The sequence below is a fragment of the Stenotrophomonas sp. HMWF023 genome (assembly GCF_003060985.1).
GTDB classification, from domain to species: Bacteria; Pseudomonadota; Gammaproteobacteria; order Xanthomonadales; family Xanthomonadaceae; genus Stenotrophomonas; species Stenotrophomonas lactitubi.
Map to the genome: position 1 here is coordinate 1 of NZ_QAIJ01000031.1, position 22,742 is coordinate 22,742.

The window sequence follows — 22,742 nt, forward strand, 5'->3', positions numbered from 1 at the left end:
GGCGGTGGCGGTCCTGTATTGGGGGATTGCCGCCTTCGGCCTGGTCGATGACGGTTTCGGCGAGGCCGGTGCCGATGGTGCCCTCGAAGGCGACGCCCATCTCAGCGGTCTGTCAGCCCTGCTGGCGCGCTGGGGGCTGGGCGGCGTGCCGCTCATGGTGGTGGTGACGCTGCTGAGCCTGTTCGCCTGGACCCTGACCTACTTCATCCATCTGTACCTGCTGCTGCCGTTGCCCGACCTGCTGCGCTGGTCATTGGGCACCGTCGTGGCGGTGCTCGCACCACTGCCGGCCGTGCCGGTCACCGCGCTGCTGCTGCGTCCCATCCGCCGCTTCCTGCTGCGCCTGCGCCCGGTGCCGCAGGCCTCGCTGCTGGGCCGCGTCGGCGTGGTCGCCTCGCCGAAGGTCGACGCACGCAGTGGCCATGCCACCGTCGATGACGGCGGTGCCGGCCTGGTCCTGCAGATCCGCAGCGACATCGAACTGCAGCGCGGCGAGCGCATCGTGCTGGTCGAGCACGTGGCTGCACAACACCATTACCGGGTGGTCCGCGCCGACGCGGTCGCCCTCGACTTCCAGGACAACCTGCTTCCGGGCAACAAGGAGAATCATCAATGACGTTGGCTTCCGTGCTCCCCTTCCTCTTCATCGTGGGCTGCGTGCTTGCCCTCCTGCTCGGCGTAGCCGGGCTGTTCAAGGCGTTCTACCGCAAGGTCGACCAGGGCGTGGCGTTGATCGTCAACGACATGAGTGCGACCCCGAAAGTGCATTTCACCGGCGCGCTGATCATTCCCGTGCTGTACCGCGCCGAGCTGATGCGCATCAGCCTGATCACCCTGCAGATCGACCGCCGCGGCAAGGAAGGCCTGATCTGCCGCGACAACATGCGCGCCGACATCGCGGTGGCGTTCTACCTGCGCGTCAACGAGACCCAGGCCGACGTGCTGCGCGTGGCCAAGGCCATCGGCGCTGATCGCGCCTCGGATAAACACGCGGTCGATGAGCTGTTCAACGCCAAGTTCTCCGAAGCACTGAAGACGGTCGGCAAGAAATTCGACTTCACCGAGCTGTTCGAGAAGCGCCAGGAATTCCGCGACGAGATCATCGCGGTGATCGGCAATGACCTCAATGGCTATGTGCTGGAAGACGTGGCCATCGACTACCTGGAGCAGACCCCGAAATCGCTGCTGGACCAGTTCAACATCCTCGACGCGCAGGGCATCCGCAAGATCACCGAGCTGACCGCTGCGCAGAACGTGGTGACCAACGAGCTGGAGCAGAACGAGAAGCTGGCCATCACCAAGAAAAACGTCGAAGCGCGCGAAGCGTTGCTGGCGCTTGAACGCCAGCAGGCCGAGGCCGAGGCACGGCAGAAGCGCGAGATCGAGACCATCCGTGCGCGCGAGGAAGCCGAGACCGCCAAGGTGCAGGAAGAACAGCGCCAGCTGTCCGAGAACGCCCGCATCGAAGCGCAGCAGGTGATCGACATCCGCGAGCAGAACCGCATGCGCGAAGTCGAAGTGGCCGAGCAGAACCGCCAGCGCGCCGTGGCCATCGAAGCCGAGCGTGTCGAACGTGCACGCCAGTTGGAGCAGGTCACCACTGACCGCGAAGTGCAGCTGCAGGGCGTGGAGCGCGACAAGGTGGTCGAGCAGGGGAAGATGGACGTGGCCAACATCACCCGCGAACGTATCTCCATCGACAAGACCGTGGCGCAGGAAGAAGAGCGCATCAAGGAAGTGCGTGAAGTCTCCGAGGCTGACCGCCACAAGCAGGTGCTGATCCTGGAAGCTGAAGCCAAGGCGCAGGAATCGCTGGTGCGCGAAGTGAAGGAAGCGCAGGCCCGCGAGACCGCCTCCAAGCATCGCGCAGTGGAGCTGACCACCCTGGCGCAGGCCGAGCACGAAGCGGCCGGCAAGCAGGCCGAAGCCAAGCGTCTGCTGGCCGACGCGTTCCGCGCCGAACAGGCTGCACCCGGCCTGGCCGAAGCGCAGGTGCGCGAAGCGTCGGCGCTGGCCATCGAGAAGGTCGGCATCGCCGAGGCGCGCGTGATCGAAGCCAAGGCCGAAGCGAACCTGAAGCAGGGCAGCAACGAGGCGCGCGTGCTGGCCGAGACGCTGCAGGCACAGGCACAGGGCGAAGAGAAGATGGGCCTGGCCCGCGCCACGGCTACCGAATCGCTGGGCAATGCCGAAGCCGGCGTGGTGCAGAAGAAGCTGCTGGCCGAAGCCGAAGGCCTGGTTCGCAAGTTCGAGGCCATCGCCTCGCTGAGCGACCAGGCACGTGGCCACGAAGAGTTCCGCATGATGCTCGACAACAGCCTCAAGCAGGCCCTGGCTTCGATCGAAGCCGGCAAGGAAGTCTCGCGCGAGAACGCGGGTGTCATCGCCAGCGCCCTGCGCAATGCCGACATCGACCTGATCGGTGGCGACGGCGGCATGTTCGAAAACCTGATCAAGGCGGTTTCGCTGGGCAAGTCGATCGAAGGCTTCGCCGGCAAGAGTCCTATCGTGCAGGACCTGATGCAGCGCTACCTGGGCGTCAACGTGGCCGACAGCGCGCCGCGGCAGATCGCCGAGGACGTGGACACCGTGTCCGTCGAGTCGACCGCTGTGGTCGACAGCGCGCGCTGATCCACCCGGCGATGGCCACCGTCATCGCCCACCCGTGCCGGCCGCATCGACGGCCGGCCGTTCGTGAGCCGGAAACCTGCTGATGTCCGAAACCAAACCGTCCACCGAGTCCGTCGTGCCAGAGGCTGCCGGCGATACCGTCGACCAGGCCGTTGCCCAGGGCGGCGCCTATGAAGTCCTGCGGCGTCGTCTCGGCGAACAGGGCCAACGCCTGCAGGCCGTTGCCGAGCAGCTGAACCGCCAGCGCCTGGCCGAGTTCGGCGACAGCCGCCTGGAGGTGGTCGGCCGCTTCCGTATCCGCAGCGAGAACAACTGTGTCGGCCGCGACATCGTCCAGGTCGGTCCGGACCGCCTGCTGTTCGGCTACAACGTGTTCATCGGGCTGAAGACCCAGACCCGCATCGAAGATGTGTTCGGCCTGTACCGGCTGGTACAGGGCAATGATGGCTACGACGTCGCCGCGCTGGAGCTGAAGGGCAGTTTCCTCGACCAGCCCGGCTTCGTGCACGACTTCAACGAGCTTTACGCCTACTACAAGCATGCACGCCTGCTGCAGCTGATCGTGGTGGGCGACAAGCTGCTGGCCTCGTTCCAGATCGGCGAGCGCAGCAGCGACGTGCGAGTGTTCCGCTGGGCGCTGGCGCACGATGGTGAATTGACCTACCTCGACGCCCGTGGCGAGCGCGACATAGCGCTGCCACCGCCCTTCGATTTCGAATGGACCCGCGCCACCCGCGACCTCGCCGTCAACGGCCGCCATTCGCATCTGAACATCCTCGACACCCTGTTCGTGGAGACCACCGGTGGCGATCTGACCATCAAGGTGGAGAACAACACTGAAACCGGGCAGGGCATCTACAGCGAACCGGTGGAAGACAGCACGCAGTCGCTGGACGACGCGCAGTTCGAGTTCGCCCGGGTCGGCTCGCTGGTGCTGCTGAAGGTGCTGCCCTACCGCGAAACCGAATGGCGTGGGCTGATCTACAACACGCTTACCGGCGACATCGTGCGCAACGATGCCATCGTCCAGGCCTGCGTGCAGCTGCCCGAAGACCACGGCATCATCTTCCCCGGTGGCTATTACCTGCAGGGTGGCGAGCACAAGGCGTTCGACGCCTCGATGGATGGCATGCAGTTCAAGCGCAGCATCCGTTCGCCCAACGGCGAGGACGTGCTGTACATCTTCTACGAGCGCGAAGGCGGACGTTCGGCGCTGTTCGTCTACAACACCATCCAGCGCGTGCTGCAGAACCCGGTGTTCGGCCACGGCTACGCCTTCATGCAGGACGGGCGCATGGTGCTGTTCCATGCCGAAGGCACCGAGCCGACCCGCATCCATCCGATGCAGGTCTGGCAGACGCCTTTCAGCAGCGATGAGTTCGCCGCCAGCCGTCCGCCCGGCAATACCTTCATGGGGCGCATTGGCAACGCCGAGCTGGTGCGTGGCATCTCCAACCTGTTCAACCTGGCGCGCGAAATCGACGGCCAGGATGTATCGGTGCAGCGCTACCAGCGCCTGGTGGCCGACACCCGGCGGCTTTTCGATGCCCATCATTGGCTGGGCGACGAGGCGTGTGATGGTGCCGAAGCGTTGCTGCGGCAGATCAGCGCCACCGGCGAATCGGTGCTGGACGAGTACGAGAAAGTGCAGTCGATCCGCCAGCAGTCGGCGCAGGCGATGGCCGAGGCCGAGAGCACGCACAAGGCGCTGCTGGGCCGGCTGCAGCCGGAAAACTGGAACGAGGTGCAGGCCTTCGTCGAAGCGCTCAATGCGATCACCGCGCTGCGCGGTCGACTGCTGACCATCCGCGAACTTCGCTACATCGATACCGCGCGCATCGAGGCGATGGCCGCCGAGCTGGTGCAGGCGCACGACCGTGTCGGCGTCGCCACCGGTGCCTTCCTTGCCGGCGATGCGGCACTGGCCCCCCTGACCGCCCGCATGCAGGCGCTGGACGAGGCCGCACAGCAGGCCGCCAGTGCACGCCAGCTGGATGAGCAGCTGGACGGCCTGCGCGGCATGGCCGGTGATCTGGACATGCTGTCCGAGCTGATGGCCGGGCTGAAGGTCGACGATGCGACCGCGCGTACCCGCGTGGTCGAATCCATCTCGCTGCTGTACGGGCGTCTGAACCAGGCGCGCGCACGCGCCGAACAGCGGCGAAGGTCGCTGGGCTCGGCCGAAGCCGTGGCTCAGTTCGCCGCCCAGTTCGCCCTGTTCTCGCAATCGATCACCAGCGCGCTGGCGATGGCCAGCGACCCTGAGCGTGCCGACGAACAGCTGTCGCGCCTGCTGGTACAGCTGGAGGAACTGGAGAGCCAGTTCGGCGAGCATGAGCAGTTCCTCGGCGACATCCTGAGCAAACGCGAAGAGCTGGTCGAGGCCTTCGACACCCACAAGCAGGCCCTGCTGGATGATCGCCAGCGCAAGGCGCGCTCGGTGCTTGATGCTGCCAACCGCATCCTCGACGGCCTGGGCAAGCGTACCGAGCGGTTCGGCACGGCCGACGAACTCAACGCGTTCTTCGCCGGCGATCCGCTGATCCTCAAGCTGCGTGAACTGGCCGAGCGCCTGCGTGCGCTGTGCGACAACGTCAAGGCCGACGATGTCGAGGCGCGCCTGAAGGGCGTGCGCGACCAGGCCGTACGCCAGCTGCGTGACCGCAGCGATCTGTACGAGGCGGGTGGCAATGTAGTCCGCCTTGGTCCGCGCCATCGATTCAGCGTGAACACCCAGGCGCTGGACCTGACCCTGCTGCCGCGTGGCGAAACCCTTGCCATCCATCTCACCGGCACCGACTTCCTGGAGACCCTGCACGATCCCGAGCTGGATGCGCTGAAGCCGTTCTGGCAGGTCACCCTGGATTCGGAATCGGCAGCGATCTACCGCGGCGAATACCTGGCCGGGTGCCTGTTGCTGGCTGCGGAGGAGGGCCGGGATGGCCTGGACCTTGCCCAGCTGCAGCACGATGCGGCCGAACCCGAAGCGCTGGACCAGCGGGTCCGCGCCTTTGCTGCGCCCCGTTACCGCGAAGGTTACGAGCGCGGTATCCATGACCACGACGCCGCCCTGATCCTGCGCGCGCTGTTGCCGTTGCAGCAGGCGGCCGGTCCGCTGCGGCATTCGCCCCACGTGCGTGCGTTGGCGCTGTTGTTCTGGGCCGCGCGGCAACGCGATGAAGCCGTGGCGCAGTGGCCGGGCCGGCAGGCCGGTGCAGAAGCCATCGCGCGCCTGTTCGGTTCCGATGAGGGACGTCAGGCGCTGCGCGCGGAAATGGCGAAGGCGCTGCATGACTACGCACAGACCCATGCATTGCCGTTCGACGCCGCCGCCGCCGATGCTGCCGCGGCGTATCTGGGCGAAGAACTGGTCGCCGGCGAGCCGGTGTTCAGCAGCAGCCGCCACGCGCAGGCACTGCTGGACGCGCTGTCGCAGCAACTGGAGCAGGCGGGCCAGCGTGAAGCGCTTGAACGTGCGCTGCAGCGCTCGCAGGATCCGCTGGCTACGCGCTGGGCGTTGGCCGGGCAATGGCTGCGGGCGCTCGCCGGGCTGCCGGCACAGTCTGCACATGCCGGCTATGTCGAAGAAGCGGCGGCACTGCTGCTGGTGCAGCGACAGCTGCGCACGCGTGCCAGCGATGCACCGCTGCAGGCGGAGGTCAGTGGCCTGCTGGGCGAGCATGCCCGCATCCACAATGGCAGCCTGACCGTGTCGCTGGATGATTTCCTGGCACGCCTGCAGCACCACCTGCAGTCCTTCGTGCCGGCATTCCACACCTATCAGGCGGTGCGCCAGGGCATCGTCGGCCGCGAGCGCGAAACCCTGCGGCTGTCGGAGTTCAAGGCGCGGCCGTTGTCGTCCTTCGTGCGCAACAAGCTGATCAACGACGTGTATCTCGGCGTGATCGGCGACAACCTGGCCAAACAGATGGGCACCGTTGGCGAGAACAAGCGCAGCGACCTGATGGGCCTGCTGATGATGATCTCGCCGCCGGGCTACGGCAAAACCACGTTGATGGAGTACGTGGCGCATCGCCTCGGCCTGGTCTTCATGAAGATCAACGGACCGGCCCTGGGCCATGAAGTACGCTCGCTGGACCCGCAGCAGGCGCCGGACGCGACCTCGCGGCAGGAGCTGGAGAAGCTCAACCTGGCGCTGGAGATGGGCAACAACACCATGTTGTATGTCGATGATATCCAGCACACCCACCCGGAGTTCCTGCAGAAGTTCATCTCGCTGTGCGATGGCACACGTCGCATCGAAGGCGTGTGGCGCGGCCGTACGCGCACCTACGACATGCGTGGCAAGAAGTTCTGCGTGGTCATGGCCGGCAACCCGTATACCGAGTCCGGCGAAGTGTTCAAGATCCCGGACATGCTGGCCAACCGTGCCGACATCTACAACCTGGGCGACGTGCTCGGCGGCATGGAAGCAGCCTTCACCCTCAGCTACATCGAGAACAGCCTGACCTCCAACCCGGTACTGGCGCCGCTGGCCACGCGTGAGATGGCCGACCTGTACCTGCTGGTCGATCGCGCGATGGGCAAGGATGTCTCCAGCAATGGCCTGAGCCATGCCTACAGTGGCGCCGAGGTCAACGAGATCACCGCCACCCTGCAGCGCATGCTGCGCGTGCGCGACGTGGTCTACAGGGTCAACCAGCAGTACATCGCCAGCGCCGCGCAGGACGACCGCTATCGCACCGAACCGCCGTTCCGCCTGCAGGGCAGCTACCGCAACATGAACAAGCTGGCGGAGAAGATTTCGCCGGTGATGAATGACGACGAGCTGCAGCAGCTGATCTCCGACCACTACCTGGGCGAAGCGCAGCTGCTGACCACCGGTGCCGAAGAGAATCTGCTGAAGCTGGCCGAGCTGCGTGGCGTGCTGGATGACGAGCGCGCGCAACGCTGGGCGCAGATCAAGCGCGATTTCCTGCGCAACAAGGCGATGGGCGCCGGTGACAGCGATGTCGGTGGGCGTGTGGTCGCACAGCTGGCCGACATCGCCAGTGCGTTGCAGCTGCCGCCAGCGCCGGTGGAGGTAGCCGCCGCACTCGAGCCGGCTCCATGGCCGGCCCTGCTGGCGGCGCTGCAGCGCCTGGCAGATGCACGGCCGGCCAGTGCGCCGGCCGCTGCCGCGCCGCAGGCCGCAGCCACGCCATTGGCCGAAGACCTGCAGGCCGGTCTGGCACCGCTGCTGCAGCTGCTGGTCGCCTCGCAGGAACAGCAGGTGCAGCTGTCGCAGACGTTGGCAGCGTTCGCCGGGTGGGCACGGCAGCAGGTAACGACCGATGTGGCCACGACCGACCCGCGTCGTCGCCCGCGCGTGCGTCGTGCAGCGACTCCGGAAGAACGTGCGCTGGACGAAGCGCTGATGCGCCACTTCTACGGTGAGTCATTGCCGCCGGAAACGATGGCTGATGACGGCCCACGACCGCCGCCACTGCCGTGACCTGCGTGCGCTCCCTGCCCGAACCCATGCTTCCTGCGCGCGTCGAAGTGGCCGCGCTGGCCGTGTACGGCAGCCCCTTGCTGCAGGTATTGGCCGAGCCGGCACCGTTGCAGGCCGGCACGGGGGGCGAAGGACTGGTGGCTGCACTGGCGCGGATCGCCTTGGCCCTGCAGGCCAGCGATCCTGTGCGCCTGCGGCGGCAGGAGAGCTGGTGGGGCCGCCTGCTCGGCCGCGACGTTGCGCGCCAAGCGCAGGCGCAGGGACTGCAGGCGCAGCTGGGCGTGCTGGTGCTGCAGGCGCGCGAGCAGGCACAGGGTCTCGCGCAGCGTGTGCAGCAGCGTGCCCAGACCATCATCGACAACGACGCGGCCGCCGCCGCGTTGGAGGCCTGGGCCACGTTCGGCGCCGCGCAGTTGGCGAGCCTGGAAGGCGCTGCGCAGGTCGCGCTGGCCCCGCGCGTGGACCACCTGCAACGGCTGGCCACGCTGCGGCGCATCGAAAGCGGGCAATGGCAGCTGCTGCAGGAGCAGGACGAAGCCCTGCTGCAGCGCTTCGTCCGCATCCATGATGTCCTGCTGCCCGCCTGGCGCCAGGCCGCGCTGGCTGGCCAGGCACAGGCCCAGGCTGCACAGGCCGCGCAGGCAGCCACGCTGCAGGCCCAGATCGACGACGAAGTGGCCGCTGCTCAGGCTAGACTGCCCTGAGCCGGCCGCCGCTGCCGCTTATCCACCGCAAGGACACTGCCCGATGACCCAGGACAGCCAGAACTCCGGCACGCTCGTGCCCGCCACCACGCCCGCCCCGGAACTTGATGACAGCACGTTGAAGGCCCTCGGCCTGGTCCGCGACGATCTGCCGCGCATCGCCGAAATCGGCCGCGAGCTGGAAGATCTGCGCCCAGGCAACCTGCAGGTGTTCGGCCGTGAAGCCGCCGCCCGGACGACGGTCTTCTCCAGCCAGTTGCTGGACCAGGTGCGCAATCGTGATCTCGACGCCAACGGCGAGAAGCTCGGCGAAGTGGTGCGCATCGCGCGCGAGCTCAAGCTGGATGGTTTTTCCCAGCGCTCCAAGGTGCCGTTGATCGGCGGCCTGATAGATCGCCTGCGTTCCTCCAAGGGCGAACTGGTGCAGAAGTTCAGCGATACCAATTCGCAGATCGAACAGCTGCTCGGCGACGTCGGCACGCAGCAGGCGCTGATGGGCAAGCGGGTGACCGATTTCGACCGCATGCATGACATCGTCCGCGAGGAGCGTCATGCGCTGGGCCTGTATGCCGCCGCCGGCAAGCAGCGCCTGGCCCAGCTGCAGTCCGAGCAGTTGCTGGGGCAGGGCAGCGAAGACCCGCAGCAGCGCATCCGCCAGAGCGAGATCGACAATGCGATCCGCCTGATCGAGAAGCGCGTCTCCGATCTGCAGCTGATGCAGCATGCGGCTGATCAGTCGTTGCCGATGATCCGCCTGATCCAGGCCAATGCGCTGCAGCTGATCGAGAAGTTCAACACCGTCCGCGACATCACCATCCCGTCGTGGAAACGCCAGTTCGCGATCCAGTTGTCGCTGGGCGAGCAGAAGAACGCGGCCGAACTGGCCAATGCGATCGATGATGCGACCAACGAGCTGATGCGACGCAATGCAGACCTGATGCGCCAGGCTTCGGTGGATACCGCTCGCAGCAACCAGCGCGGCGTGATCGACGTGGCCACGTTGCGCCACGTGCACGATCAGCTGATCGCCACGGTCGAAGAGGTGCGCAGCATCCATCGCGAGGGCATGCAGCAGCGTCAGCAGGCCGAAGTCGAGTTGTCACGCCTGCGCGAGGATCTGCAGCAGCGCCTGGCGGCGCCGACGGCACCCTGACAGCGCTTGGCAGCATCGAGCGTGCTCGATCGCTGCCGGTTGGTCCTTCTGTAGAGCCGAGCCCGCGCTCGGCCTTCGTACTCAACGCAACTGCCCAACCACCCAGTCCGCCAGCGCGTCCACGCGCGCATCGACAGGGCCGTCCGGCCGCGCCAGCACCCAGAATCCGCCGGTCGCGGCAAACCCCCACGGTGCCAGCAGCCGCCCCGCGGCCAGATCCTCTGCCACCAACGGCTCGGGCGCGATCGCCGGGCCCAGCCCCGCCACCGCCGCTTCCAGCAGGTAGTAGAGGTGTTCGAAGCCGGTGCCCAGCTGCAGCTGGGCCGGATCCAGATCATGTGCCTGCGCCCACGCGGGCCACGCCTGCGGGCGCGAACTGGTATGCAACAGCGTTTCCTGCAGCAAGGCGGACGGCGGCACATGGCGCAGCCGATGCGCCGCCGGGTGCGAGGGCGCCACCACCACGCCCACCCGTTCCGGTGCCAGCTCGCGTACCTGCCAGCCGCGCGGCCATGGTCCCTGCGCCAGCAGCAGCACCGCATCCAGCGTGGCCTGCGTCTCGCTGAAACTGCCATCCAGAGCGGACCACTGCAGGTGCACGCCGGGCAGGGCCGCCTGCAGGGCCGGCAGCCTCGGAATCATCCAGCGCGCCAGCACGCTGCCGCTGCATCCCAGCACCAGCGCCGGTGAAGTTGCAGGCCGCTGCAATGCGCGCACGCAGTCCTCGATGCCGGTGAAGGCCTCGCTGCAGGCTTCCTGCAGGCGTGTGCCTGCCGCGGTCAGGCGCAGGCCGCGACCTGCACGCTGGAACAGGGCCAGGCCCAGATGGTCTTCCAGCAGCTTCAGCTGGCGGCTGACCGCGCCATGGGTCACATGCAGGGCCTGTGCAGCGCGGCCGACGCCGCCCATACGCGCGGTGGCCTCGAATGCCCGCAGGGCATTCAAAGGGGGCAGCAATGACGCGCTCATGTGAGATTTCCTGACGGGATACGCCAGATAATATCCATTTTCCGGACACAATCCGTGCGCTAGAGTATCCACCTGTCTGAACGACCGGTCGTCTCCATGTCTGCCTCTCCCATTGCCGATTTCCACGCATTCCCTGACGCTCAGGGCCACTTTGGCCGTTACGGTGGCAGCTTCGTCGCCGAAACCCTGGTCGGCCCGCTGCAGGAACTGGCCCAGGCCTATGACCAGGCCCGTCAGGATCCGGCGTTCCAGCTGGCCTATGACCGCGATCTGGCCCATTACGTGGGCCGGCCAAGCCCGATCTACCATGCTGAACGCCTCAGCGACCACGTCGGCGGCGCGCAGATCCTGCTCAAGCGTGAGGACCTGAACCACACCGGCGCGCACAAGATCAACAACACCATCGGCCAGGCGCTGCTGGCTGCGCGGATGGGCAAGAAGCGCATCATCGCCGAGACCGGCGCCGGCCAGCATGGCGTGGCCAGTGCCACCGTCGCCGCGCGGCTGGGCCTGGAGTGCGTGGTGTACATGGGCGCCACCGACATCGAGCGGCAGAAGATCAACGTCTACCGCATGAAGCTGCTCGGTGCGACGGTGGTACCGGTCACTTCCGGCTCGGCCACCCTGAAGGACGCCCTCAACGAGGCAATGCGCGACTGGGTCACCAACGTGCAGGACACCTTCTACATCATCGGCACGGTCGCGGGGCCGGACCCGTACCCGCGCATGGTGCGCGACTTCAACGCCATCGTCGGCCGCGAGGCGCGCGAGCAGATGCTGGCCGAGTACGGTCGCCTGCCCGATGCGATCACCGCCTGCGTCGGCGGCGGCAGCAATGCCATCGGCTTGTTCCATGCCTTCCTCAACGACCGCGAGGTCGAGATTGTCGGCGCTGAAGCGGCCGGCGATGGCATCCACACCGGACGCCACGCAGCCTCCATCGCCGCCGGCCGTCCGGGCGTGCTGCACGGCAACCGCACCTATGTGCTGTGCGACGACGATGGCCAGATCATCGAGACCCATTCGGTATCGGCCGGCCTGGATTACCCGGGCGTCGGCCCCGAGCACGCGTTCCTGGCCGACAGCGGCCGCGCACGTTACGTCGGCATCACCGACGAAGAGGCGCTGCAGGCCTTCCATCTGCTGGCCCACACCGAGGGCATCCTGCCGGCGCTGGAGTCCAGCCACGCACTGGCGCAGGCGATGAAGCTTGCGCGCGGGCGCCCGCGCGACCAGATCGTGCTGTGCAACCTCTCCGGTCGCGGCGACAAGGACGTGCATACCATCGCTGCGCGCGAAGGCCTGGTGCTGTGAGCGCGCTGCTGCGGAACAGCGGGATGCTTCTGCTGGTGCTGGGCCTGGCCGCGTGCCAGCCGCCGGAACCGCCGGTGCTTGCGCCGGCTGCCAAAGCCACTACGCAGCCGGCGCAGCAGCCGGCTGCCAATGATGATCTTGACCCGATGGCGCGCACGCCGATCGTCGATCCGCCGTCCGCGGAAGGCACGAGCAACGGTGACGCACCGGCAGTGGCCTCGGTGGCGCTGGACCACGCCGGCGACGTGTTGGTTGGCCAGCACATGAGCGACGTCAAGCACCTGGGCTCGTGGGAGTCGCAGGGCGCGATCGAGACCTGCGAGTACTTCACGGGCAAGGGGCTGCCGCCGGGCGTTTCGATGATGGTCGACGATGGACGCATCGTCCGCTTCGACCTGGATCAGGATGAGGATGCCGAAACACCAGTCGCCCAGCCTGGCCCGTACGGCCTGCGCATCGGCATGACCCGCGCACAGGCGCTGGCGCAGTTCCCCGGCGCGCCGGTTTCCGAGCCGCATGCCTATCTGGACGACCAGGGGGAATACCTCACCTGGCAGGACCCGGGTTCCGACCTGGGCATCCGCCTGGAACTGTTTGAAGGGAAGGTTACCCAGATGTACTGGGGAACCAGTGAAGCGATTGAACTGATTGAAGGGTGTGCCTGAAATGTCCGTGTCCCGACTCGATGCCTGTTTCCTGCGCCTGCGCCAGCAGCAGCGCAAGGCCCTGATCCCCTTCATCACCGCCGGTGATCCTTCCCTGGAAGCCACGGTGCCGGTCATGCACGCGCTGGTCGGGGCCGGTGCCGATGTGATCGAACTGGGCGTGCCGTTCTCCGATCCGATGGCCGATGGCCCGACCATCCAGCGCAGCTCCGAGCGTGCGCTGGGCCGCGGCGCAGGTAGCCGCTATGTGTTGCAGGCAGTAGCGCAGTTCCGCGAGCAGGATGCGCAGACGCCAGTAGTGCTGATGGGCTATCTCAACCCGGTGGAGATCCACGGTTACGTGGCGTTCGCCAACGCGGCGGTGGCCGCTGGCGTGGACGGCGTGCTGCTGGTCGACCTGCCACCGGAAGAGGCCGGTGAAGCCCAGCAGGCCTTCGACGCTGCAGGCCTGGCGCTGGTTCTGCTGGCATCGCCGACCACCAGCGAAGCACGCGCAGACAAGCTGCTGGCGTTGGCCCGTGGCTATCTCTACTACGTCAGCTTTGCCGGTGTCACCGGCGCCTCCGAACGACTGGACAGTGACGCCGCCAGTGCACGCCTGCAGGCGCTGCGGGCCAAGGCCAGCGTGCCGGTGGTGGCCGGCTTCGGCATCAAGGATGCAGCCAGTGCGGCGGCCATGGCCCGCCAGGCCGACGGCGTGGTGGTCGGCAGCGCGCTGGTGGCGGTGCTCGCCGAAGCGGGCTCCACCGAGGAGGCGGCTCTGCGCGCCGCTGCGTTCCTGGCTCCGCTGCGGCAGGCGCTCGACGCGTAACGGTAGTGCCGGCCGCTGGCCGGCATCCTCCGTACCCGCCCGCGTGCAAGCGCTGCCGGCCAGCGGCCGGCACTACCCAACACCTAAACGTACGTCCCAGCATGGTTTTTTCCATCGGGGCCAAGGCCGGGCAGGGGGTGCACGGGCAGGGAAAGCGGAGCTAGACTGTCCGCCTTTGCGGCCCCCGGGCCGCCCTGAACGGAAGTGTCCTCCCGCATGAGTTGGCTCAGCAAGTTGATGCCGTCTGGCATCCGCACCGACAACACCCCCAGCAAGAAGCGCAGCGTCCCCGAGGGCCTGTGGGAAAAGTGCAGCAACTGCGGCAGTGCGTTGTACCGTCCGGAGCTGGAAGAGAATCTGGAGGTCTGCCCGAAGTGCGGCCACCATATGGCCATCCGTGCACGTGCGCGCCTGGCCGCGCTGTTCGACGCCGACAGCACCACCGAGATCGCCGCCCGCCTGGGGCCGACCGACCTGCTGAAGTTCAAGGACCAGAAGAAGTACGGCGAGCGCATCAAGATCGCGCAGAAGAACACCGGTGAGTACGACGCGCTGATTGCCATGCGCGGCCTGCTCAAGGGCCGTCCCCTGGTGGCCTCGTCCTTCGATTTCGCCTTCATGGGCGGCTCGATGGGTTCGGTGGTCGGCGAGCGTTTCGCCCTTGCCGCCGAGACGGCCGCCGAGATCGGCGCGCCGTACGTGTGCTTCTCCGCCAGCGGTGGCGCGCGCATGCAGGAAGGCCTGTTCTCGCTGATGCAGATGGCCAAGACTTCGGCCGCGCTGGGCAAACTGCGTGAAGCCGGACAACCGTACATTTCGGTGCTGACCCATCCGACCACCGGTGGTGTGTCGGCGTCGTTCGCGATGCTGGGCGACATCAACATCGCCGAACCGCGTGCACTGATCGGCTTCGCCGGCCCGCGCGTGATCGAGCAGACCGTGCGCGAGAAGCTGCCGGAAGGGTTCCAGCGTTCGGAGTTCCTGCTCGAACACGGTGCCATCGACCAGATCTGCGACCGCCGTGAACTGCGCGACCGCCTGGCCGACCTGCTGGCGATGCTGCGCCGCGAGCCGGCGCCGGAGGAGGTTTGATGGGGAGCCGCAAGTACTTCGGTACCGACGGCATCCGTGGTCGGGTTGGCCAAGGGGCGATCTCGGCTGATTTCGTGCTGCGCCTGGGCAACGCCCTGGGCCGCGTGCTGGTCGCCCAGCGCGGCCAGGATGGGCGCCGTCCGATCGTGGTGATCGGCAAGGACACGCGGATCTCCGGTTACATGTTCGAAGCCGCGCTGGAAGCCGGGCTGGTCGCTGCGGGCGCTGACGTGCAGCTGCTCGGCCCGATGCCGACCCCGGCCGTTGCCTTCCTCACCCGTACCCTCGGCGTGGATGCGGGCATCGTCATCAGCGCGTCGCACAATCCGCACTACGACAACGGCATCAAGTTCTTCTCCGCCCAAGGCGAGAAGCTTGACGATGCCACCGAGCTGGCTCTGGAAGCCGCATTGGACGTGCCGTTCACCACGGCCGTTTCGGAGAAGCTCGGCAAGGCCTCGCGTGCACGCGAGGCCGTCGGTCGTTACATCGAGTTCTGCAAGTCCAGCGTGCCGCGCTCGTTCGATCTTCGCGGCGTACGCCTGGTGCTCGACTGCGCGCATGGCGCCACCTACCAGATCGCGCCGCTGCTGTTCCGCGAACTGGGTGCGGAGGTCATCGGCATCGGTGCCGAACCCAATGGCATCAACATCAACGACGGCGTCGGCTCGACCCACATCGACAACCTCGCTGCCAAGGTGCGTGAGACCCGCGCCGACCTGGGCATCGCCTTCGACGGTGATGGTGACCGGGTGTTGATGGCCGATGACCACGGCAACCCGGTCGACGGCGATGACCTGGTGTACATCCTGGCGCGCGCGTGGCAGGCCGAAGGTCGCCTGCGCGGCCCGGTGGTCGGTACCTTGATGAGCAACTTCGGTCTGGAAAAGGCCTTGGCCGAACTGCAGATTCCGTTCCAGCGCAGCAACGTCGGCGACCGCTACGTGCATCAGGCACTGGTGGAGGGAGGCGGCGTGCTCGGTGGTGAAGCGTCCGGCCATCTGCTGTGCCTGGACCGGGCCACCACCGGCGACGGCATCGTCAGTGCCCTGCAGGTGCTGGTGGCGTTGAAACAGCAGGGAAAGAGCCTGCGCGAAGCGCTGCAGCCGTTGTCCAAGGTGCCGCAGAAGACGGTCAACGTGCGCCTCGGCGATGTCTCGGCCAAGGCCATCGTGCAGGCCGAGAGCGTGCAGGCTGCGCTGACCGAAGCGCAGCAGGCGGTATCCGGCCGCGGACGTGCCTTCCTGCGTCCCTCCGGCACCGAACCGGTGGTGCGGGTCACGGTCGAGGCCGATGACGCGACGTTGATGCAGGACACCCTGGATCGGCTTTCGGCGGCGGTCAGGACAGCGGCTGCGGCCTGAGCCCAGTCGCTGGATCGAACCGACAACATGGCCGCCTGTGCGGCCATGTTGCTGTCTGGCGCAAGCAAGGCATCAGGCGCTGCGCGGCATCTCCGTCTGCCATTTCCAGGTGTCGCGGCACATGTCCGCCAGACCATGGCGCGCAGTCCAGCCCAGTTCGCGCAGGGCAAGGGACGGGTCGGCAAAGCTCACCGCGATGTCGCCGGTGCGGCGACCGGTGATCCGGAATGGAATCGGCCGGCCGACGGTCTGCTCGAAGGCCTTGATCAGTTCCAGCACGCTGTGGCCCTGCCCGGTGCCCAGGTTCAGGGTGATGCTGCGGCGCTTGTCGCGCAGGTACTGCAGCGCCAGCACATGGGCCCGCGCCACATCTTCCACATGGATGTAGTCGCGTACGCCGGTACCGTCGCAGGTCGGGTAGTCATCGCCGAATACCTGTACTTCGGGCAGCAGGCCGGCGGCCACCTGGGCGATGTAGGGCATCAGGTTGCTGGGTGTTCCGTGCGGCAGCTCACCGATCAGGGCGCTTGAATGCGCCCCCACCGGATTGAAGTAGCGCAGTGTTGCCACATGCAGCGCTGCATCGGCGCCGACCAGATCGGACAGCAGTTGTTCCACCACCAGCTTCGAACGGCCATAGGGCGTCATCGCGCAGGTCGCGGCGGTCTCGGCCACCGGGCAATGGTCCTGGTCGCCGTACACGGTTGCCGACGAGCTGAACACGAACGTGCCCACGCCGGCATCGCGCATGGCGCCGAGCAGGGCAAGGGTGCCGCTGATGTTGTTGTCGAAGTAGTCCAGCGGCATCTGCCGCGATTCGCCAACCGACTTCAGCGCGGCAAAATGCAGTACCGCATCGATCGAATGTTCGCGCAGCAGGGCGGCGATCCGCGCGCGATCGCGCACATCGGCCTGTACGAACAGCGGCGTGATGCCGGTGATGTCGCCGATCCGGCCGATCACCCCGGCGTCGCTGTTGCAGAGCGAATCGACGATGACCACCGCATGGCCCTGCTGCTGCAGTTCCACACAGGTGTGGGAGCCGATGAATCCCGCACCGCCGGTAACCAGAACGTTCATTTCCTGTATTCCTTCCAATCGGTTGAAGCTTCCTTGCCGAAGCTGTGTCAGACCGGGCCTGGAGACGCCGTCACGGCCCCGGCACCATCTTCTTCTGCCGTGCCTTGAAGCCATTGAACAGCGGTGCGATCAGCGGGTTGTAGCTCCATGCGATGCGCTTGCGCAGCCAGCTTGCCGGCCGGTTACGGATGGCGAAGCGGTAGATGCGCTCGGGGTCGCCGCCGACCACGTTGCGTCCGAACGGATGGGTGGTGTGCAGGTAGCGGAACCCCTGCTCGCGTGCCACTTCGATGTAGTCCTGGTCGAAATCACCGTACGGCCAGCACAGCGTGTCCGACACTTCGCCCAGCTTCTCCAGCAGCACTTCCCTGGCCTTCGACAGGTCGCCACTGATACCGGCACGGCGCTGCGCGCGATCCAGGTCCTGGCGGCGCAGCCAGCGCGTGTGGGTGTGGGTATGGCAATGGATCTCGAAGGTGCCCGCCTCGATGGCCGCACGTGCTTCGCTCCAACGCATCATCACTTCGTCGCTGCGGCCCTGCTTGTAGATCAGGTCTTCGCAGGCGCGATGCTCCGGCGTTTCCGGCAGCGTGGCGCCGGTGATGCCGGCATGCGGGCGCATCGGGCCCTCGTGCATCCAGCCGGTCACCACGAACACCACCGCGTGCATGCCGTACTTCTGCAGGATCGGATGGGCGTAGACCCAGTTGTCCAGGTAGCCATCATCGAAGGTGATCACGATCGACTTGCGCGGCACCGGCTTGCCGGCCAGGAAACCGGCGTACTGGTCCAGTGTCAAGGAGGTCCAGCCGGTGCGTGCCAGCCAGGCGATCTGGCTTTCGAAATTCTCCGGCGACACCGTGATCATGCCGGGCGAGTTGCTGACGTGATGATGCATCAGCACCGGTACGGTTCTGGCATTAGCCATGACCCAGCTCCTTCATCCATTGGTGGTAGTAGTGTTCGGTGGCTTCAGCGTGGCCTTCGGGGCTGAAACGCTTGGCGCTGCGGATCCAGTCCCAGCCGGAACGTCCCATCTGCCGTCGGCGCTCGGGATCGTCCACCAGCAGCCGCAGCGCGCCGGTCAGGGCGGCGCCGTCACCGAGTCGGGTGAGGATGGCATTGCTGCCTTCCACCAGCATTTCAGGCACGCCGCCGACCCGGTGCGACACGATCGGCAGGCCCGCCTGTGCCGCTTCCAGGAACACCGTGCCCGACGCTTCCTTGTGTGTGGCCAGGGCGAAGATGTCGAAGCCGGGCATCAGCTGGCTGGCATCGCTGCGGAAGCCCAGCAGATGGACCTGACGCTGCAGGTCGTGCTCGGCGCAGGTGGCCTGCAGGCGCTGCATCACTGCCTGGCCATCGCCGACCACCACCAGATGCAGGCGGGGGTTGGCCTTGCACAGCGGCACCATGGCCTGCAGCAGTTCGGCGTGGCCCTTGGGTTCACGCAGCACGGCCACGCAGCCCACCACGATGTCCTGTTCGTCGAATCCGAGCTCGCCGCGCACGCGTGCACGCGTCTCCTGCAGCGCCTGCCAGGACGGCTCCTGCGCGGCGTCGATGCCGGTTGGAGAAACCGCCATCGGCGGCACGATGCCGATGTGATCGGCGGGAATTCCTCGGTCCGCCAGCAGTTGCTTGACGAAGTTGCTCACGGTGATGACCCGGTGCGGCAGGCCGGTGTAGGTCAGCAGCGAATTCACCGGGCTCATCAGGTGGCGCGAGCGCACCACCAGCGGTGTGCCGCCCAGGCGTGCACCCGCGGCGGCAATCAATGCATCGCGACGGCTGGTGGTGTTGACCACGTCGTAGCGCTCGCGGCGCACCAGCCGTGATACCGACCAGATGCCGCGCAGCAGCCGGGCAATGCCGCCCATGCGCAGCGTATGCACGGTGAAGCCATCGTCGCGCGCGCGGGTGGCCAGGCGCGCGTCGGGCTGGCACAGCAGGGCGACGTCATGGCCGCGCGCGCGCATCACCTGCATGTGGCGGAAAATGTAGATTTCCTGCCCACCCATGCCTTTGGCGGCTTCGGTATGCAGGATGCGCAGCGGACGGTTCATGGTGGATCGGTCCTTGGATTCAGCGGTTGCGGAAGCGCGTCAGCGCTTCCCATGCCGCGCGGATGCTGGCGGCGTCGGGGGTCTGTTGCGGCAGGGGGCGGTAGCGCGCGTCGAGCGCGGTGGCGTTGCCGAATTTGTCGAACACGTAGATCGCCTCGCCAGTGCGCACTGCGCGCTGCGACCAGCTTTCCACCACCAGCGCACGCTTGCCGGTCGGTGCAGCGAGCAGGTCGTGGCCGGTGCTGTAGTCGGTCAATGCGTTCTCGCAGCCCAGGCCGCGACGCATCAGCGTCGGTACCCAGTCTTCATGCGAGCTGACGCGCGCGTCGCGGCCGCCAGCCTGGCCCGGCCAATGCAGCACGAACGGCACCTGCAGCTGGTAATTGGAGAAGTTGCCGTTATGGCCCCAGTAGTTGAGCTTGAGGTCGTTGAATTCCTCGGCGTGGTCACCGGTCACCAGCACGATCGTGTTCTGCTCCAGGCCCTGTGCGCGCAGGTCATCCAGCAGCGATCCAATCAGGCTGTCGGCGTAATGCACCGAGGTGTGATAACGGTTCAGTTCCGGCGTTGGATCGTGCTCGGGGCCGAACTTGAGAAAATCGATGGCATCGGCCATCGGCGTAGCGAGCGGCGGATAGCCGGCCGGCATGTGGTAGGGCGCGTGGGTGGAATCGAGGAACACGAAACCGAACCACGGGCGCTGCGCAGCCTGGCTGGTACGGATGTCCTTCTGCAGTCCAGCGACGATGGCGGCATCACGGCCGTCGGAGGTCAGTTCGGACGGCCCCTGGTGCAGCTGGTCGCGGACATCGGCGAACGCCGTGCGATCGAATTCCGGGCTGTACAGCGGCGCGCTGCCATACAGATGCAGGTCATAGCCCTGCTGTCCCAGCACCTTGAACAACTGCGAGCCACGCTGCTCGTCGAGCATGCTGGGCCAGTAGCCACCCGGCAGGCCGTACAGCAGCCCGAACAGGCCATAGCGGGTGGCGTTGCCGGTGCTGAAATGATGCTCGTACACCCGCGAGGACCGGGCCAGTGCCGATGCGTTGGGCATGAACTGCGGGGTGAGCACGTCATGGCGCAACGACTCCAGTACCACCATCAGTACGTTCGGCCGCTGGTGGCTCTGGCAGCGCAGGGGCTGCAATGGATAGTTGAGCTGGGCATGGCGCGGATCGGGCAGGCCGACCTGGTGCTGGCTGACCACGCCGAAGCGGCGCATCGCACTCTTGGCGGTGATCGGTTGCGCCCATGGCAGGTAATTCCACTGGCTGATCACTGCGCGTTCGCCGAGCGCGTCGTAGTAGGCAGTAGCGACCTGGCCCCCGCCCATCAGCAGGGCGATCACCGCCCAGGCCTGCAGTACCCGCCGCCGCAGCGGTGCTGCGGGCAGCAGCTTCCAGCACGCCCAGGCCAGCAGGCCCTGCGCGGCGAAGATCGCCGACACCATGGCAGCCGCCTGCAGCCAGGTCGTCCAGGACAGGCTCACCTGATCCTGCAGGGCGCCGCCGAACACCATGTTGGCGACCATCGCGTTGAGGTGGAAGCGATACAGCGCGAACACCTTGGCATCCACCAGCAGCAGGCACAGCCACAGGCCCTGGCAGATCACAGCCGACACACTCAATGCGCGCGCGCTGCGCGGCCACAGGCCGATGGCCAACGGCAGCAGGCCGGCCAGCGCGCCGAACGCGAGCAGATGGCCGGGCAGGGCAATCGCCAGATAGGCCAGGCCGAGCGTCCCGCCGGGGTTGTCGCGCAGCGGCACGTTGCCCAGCGCGATGAGCGCGGCCAGCACCGCGTTGGCCGCGATGAACAGGGACCACCAGGCCAGCCTGCGCCAGCGTCGGGCAGGGCCGGGAAGAGCGGCGGCGGTGGCGTCGGGCAGGGCGGCGTCCATGGAGAAGGCGGGTTGGGATGGGGCAACGGGTGGCGTTTCCCGGCGTGACGAAGTCGTTAAACCGCGCGCGGGTGGCGCATTGTATCGGTTTGTTTCAGTGTGTCGGTGGCGTGTCCCGATCTATCTGTCACAATGTTCAGATCGGTCGCCATGACATGGCGGGCCCGTACCGACTCAACGACAAGCCAGGAACCGCTGTGAGCCAGATCCCCACCCTCGACATCACCCGTTTCGACAGTGACCGCGACGCCTTCGTGGCCGAGCTGGGGGCGGCATATCGCCAATGGGGGTTTGCCGGCATCCGCAACCACGGCATCCCGCAGGCCGACATCGATGCGGCCTACGACGTCTTCAAGGCCTTCTTCGCACTGCCGGATGAGACCAAGCGCAAGTACCACGTGGCTGGCAGCGGCGGCGCCCGTGGCTATACCCCGTTCGGTGTGGAGACCGCCAAGGGCTCCAAGCACTTCGACCTGAAGGAGTTCTGGCACATCGGCCGCGAGATCGCCGACGACTCCAAGTATCGGGACGTGATGGCGCCGAACCTGTGGCCGTCCGAGGTCGAGGGCTTCCGTGAGCGTGGTTACGGCCTGTACCAGGCGTTGGACAACCTGGGTTCGCGTGTGCTGTCGGCCCTGGCCCTGCACATCGGCCTGCCGGAGCACTTCTTCGCCGACAAGACCAACTTCGGCAATTCGATCCTGCGCCCGATCCATTACCCGCCGATCACCACCGACGACATCCCGAACGTGCGTGCCGGTGCCCATGGCGACATCAACTTCATCACGCTGCTGGTCGGTGCCAGCGCGGCAGGCCTGGAAGTGCAGTCGCATGATGGGGACTGGGTGCCGTTCACCTCGGACGCGGACACCATCGTGGTCAACATCGGCGACATGCTGCAGCGCCTGACCAACCATGTGTATCCGTCGACCATCCACCGTGTGGTCAATCCTCCGGGCGAGCTGGCCCGCCAGCCGCGTTATTCGGTGCCGTTCTTCCTGCACCCGAACCCGGACTTCCTGATCGACGTGCTGCCCTCGTGCATCAGCGAGGAGAACCCGAGCCGGTACCCGGAACCGATCACCGCGCACGGCTTCCTCGAAGAGCGCTTGCGCGAGATCAAGCTGAAGTAATGAAGAAGCCGCCGAAAGGCGGCTTTTTCATTACGGGTAGCGCCGGGCCATGCCCGGCGAGCGCAGCGAAGGATGTTCGGCAGGGTTGCACCCTGCACCGCAGAGGCCAGAGCCAGAGCCAGAGCCAAAGCCAGAGCGGCTCTGGGATGTTCCGTGGGGAGGCGGGGAGGTGTCGGATGGCGGGGACGCCGTAAACCCATCCATGGGGGCTTGGCCGCGGCATCCATGCCGCGGACACCCCGCCATCCGACACCTCCCCGCCTTCGACAGTTTCCCGATGACGGTTGGATTGCATCTGGCGGCGGCGCGACGGTTGGGCTGCGTCTGGTAGATCCACGCCATGCGTGGATGGGATCTGTCAGATCTCGAGGCGGGGGAGGGGGCACGGCTTCTGCTTTTGCT

General features: G+C 66.7%; 16 protein-coding genes. 11 read left to right on the forward strand and 5 right to left on the reverse strand.

Going from position 1 to position 22,742, the window contains the following annotated elements; genetic code table 11:
- The 5 genes from DBR20_RS01295 to DBR20_RS01315 form a co-directional block, all read left to right on the forward strand.
- A partial coding sequence (locus tag DBR20_RS01295; RefSeq protein ID WP_108264913.1) for a DUF1449 family protein occupies positions 1-616 on the forward strand: 616 nt, incomplete at its 5' end.
- Positions 613-2,631 (forward strand): hypothetical protein, encoded by a 2,019-nt coding sequence (locus DBR20_RS01300; RefSeq protein ID WP_108264914.1) that lies wholly within the window; start codon positions 613-615, stop codon positions 2,629-2,631. The genes DBR20_RS01295 and DBR20_RS01300, both read left to right, overlap by 4 nt.
- A gap of 82 nt (positions 2,632-2,713) precedes the next feature.
- A complete protein-coding gene (locus DBR20_RS01305; protein ID WP_108264915.1) occupies positions 2,714-8,086 on the forward strand; it encodes a DNA repair ATPase in 5,373 nt (1,790 codons plus the stop codon).
- A gap of 26 nt (positions 8,087-8,112) precedes the next feature.
- Positions 8,113-8,790, forward strand: a complete 678-nt coding sequence (locus DBR20_RS01310) for a hypothetical protein (RefSeq protein ID WP_108264924.1) — start codon at positions 8,113-8,115, stop codon at positions 8,788-8,790.
- A 43-nt stretch (positions 8,791-8,833) separates the two neighbouring features.
- The gene (locus DBR20_RS01315; RefSeq protein ID WP_108264916.1) at positions 8,834-9,943 is read left to right on the forward strand and encodes a toxic anion resistance protein; all 1,110 of its coding nucleotides are present in this window, start codon (positions 8,834-8,836) and stop codon (positions 9,941-9,943) included.
- Positions 9,944-10,024: 81 nt separating this feature from the next.
- Here the strand turns inward: DBR20_RS01315 and DBR20_RS01320 are convergent, their stop codons facing one another.
- Complete coding sequence (locus DBR20_RS01320; protein ID WP_108264917.1) at positions 10,025-10,912, reverse strand: LysR family transcriptional regulator; 888 nt, start codon at positions 10,910-10,912, stop codon at positions 10,025-10,027.
- 96 nt (positions 10,913-11,008) lie between these two features.
- Between DBR20_RS01320 and trpB the strand changes: the two genes are divergently transcribed.
- The 5 genes from trpB (at position 11,009) to glmM (ending at position 16,158) form a co-directional block, all read left to right on the forward strand.
- The gene (trpB, locus tag DBR20_RS01325) at positions 11,009-12,226 is read left to right on the forward strand and encodes a tryptophan synthase subunit beta (protein ID WP_108264918.1); all 1,218 of its coding nucleotides are present in this window, start codon (positions 11,009-11,011) and stop codon (positions 12,224-12,226) included.
- On the forward strand, positions 12,223-12,891 hold the full coding sequence (locus DBR20_RS01330; RefSeq protein ID WP_108264919.1) for a hypothetical protein: 669 nt from the start codon (positions 12,223-12,225) through the stop codon (positions 12,889-12,891). The genes trpB and DBR20_RS01330 overlap by 4 nt, the downstream gene beginning before the upstream one ends.
- A 7-nt stretch (positions 12,892-12,898) precedes the next feature.
- Positions 12,899-13,702 (forward strand): tryptophan synthase subunit alpha, encoded by an 804-nt coding sequence (gene trpA / locus DBR20_RS01335; RefSeq protein WP_181392988.1) that lies wholly within the window; start codon positions 12,899-12,901, stop codon positions 13,700-13,702.
- Positions 13,703-13,918: 216 nt separating this feature from the next.
- On the forward strand, positions 13,919-14,794 hold the full coding sequence (gene accD / locus DBR20_RS01340; protein ID WP_089236309.1) for an acetyl-CoA carboxylase, carboxyltransferase subunit beta: 876 nt from the start codon (positions 13,919-13,921) through the stop codon (positions 14,792-14,794).
- The gene (gene glmM, locus DBR20_RS01345) at positions 14,794-16,158 is read left to right on the forward strand and encodes a phosphoglucosamine mutase (protein ID WP_108264921.1); all 1,365 of its coding nucleotides are present in this window, start codon (positions 14,794-14,796) and stop codon (positions 16,156-16,158) included. The genes accD and glmM overlap by 1 nt, the downstream gene beginning before the upstream one ends.
- Positions 16,159-16,230: 72 nt before the next feature.
- Here glmM and galE read toward each other — a convergent pair whose 3' ends face one another.
- The 4 genes from galE to DBR20_RS01365 all read right to left on the reverse strand — a co-directional run bounded on the left by galE (position 16,231) and on the right by DBR20_RS01365 (position 21,207).
- Positions 16,231-17,238, reverse strand: coding sequence for a UDP-glucose 4-epimerase GalE (gene galE / locus DBR20_RS01350; RefSeq protein ID WP_108264922.1), 1,008 nt, complete (start codon positions 17,236-17,238; stop codon positions 16,231-16,233).
- A 70-nt stretch (positions 17,239-17,308) separates the two neighbouring features.
- On the reverse strand, positions 17,309-18,166 hold the full coding sequence (locus tag DBR20_RS01355; RefSeq protein ID WP_099819051.1) for a polysaccharide deacetylase family protein: 858 nt from the start codon (positions 18,164-18,166) through the stop codon (positions 17,309-17,311).
- Positions 18,159-19,304, reverse strand: a complete 1,146-nt coding sequence (locus tag DBR20_RS01360) for a glycosyltransferase family 4 protein (RefSeq protein ID WP_108264923.1) — start codon at positions 19,302-19,304, stop codon at positions 18,159-18,161. The genes DBR20_RS01355 and DBR20_RS01360 overlap by 8 nt, the downstream gene beginning before the upstream one ends.
- A gap of 19 nt (positions 19,305-19,323) precedes the next feature.
- Positions 19,324-21,207, reverse strand: a complete 1,884-nt coding sequence (locus DBR20_RS01365) for a sulfatase-like hydrolase/transferase (protein WP_258223080.1) — start codon at positions 21,205-21,207, stop codon at positions 19,324-19,326.
- Positions 21,208-21,362: 155 nt separating this feature from the next.
- Between DBR20_RS01365 and DBR20_RS01370 the strand changes: the two genes are divergently transcribed.
- A complete protein-coding gene (locus tag DBR20_RS01370; protein ID WP_100461028.1) occupies positions 21,363-22,340 on the forward strand; it encodes a 2-oxoglutarate and iron-dependent oxygenase domain-containing protein in 978 nt (325 codons plus the stop codon).
- Positions 22,341-22,742 lie beyond the last annotated feature (402 nt).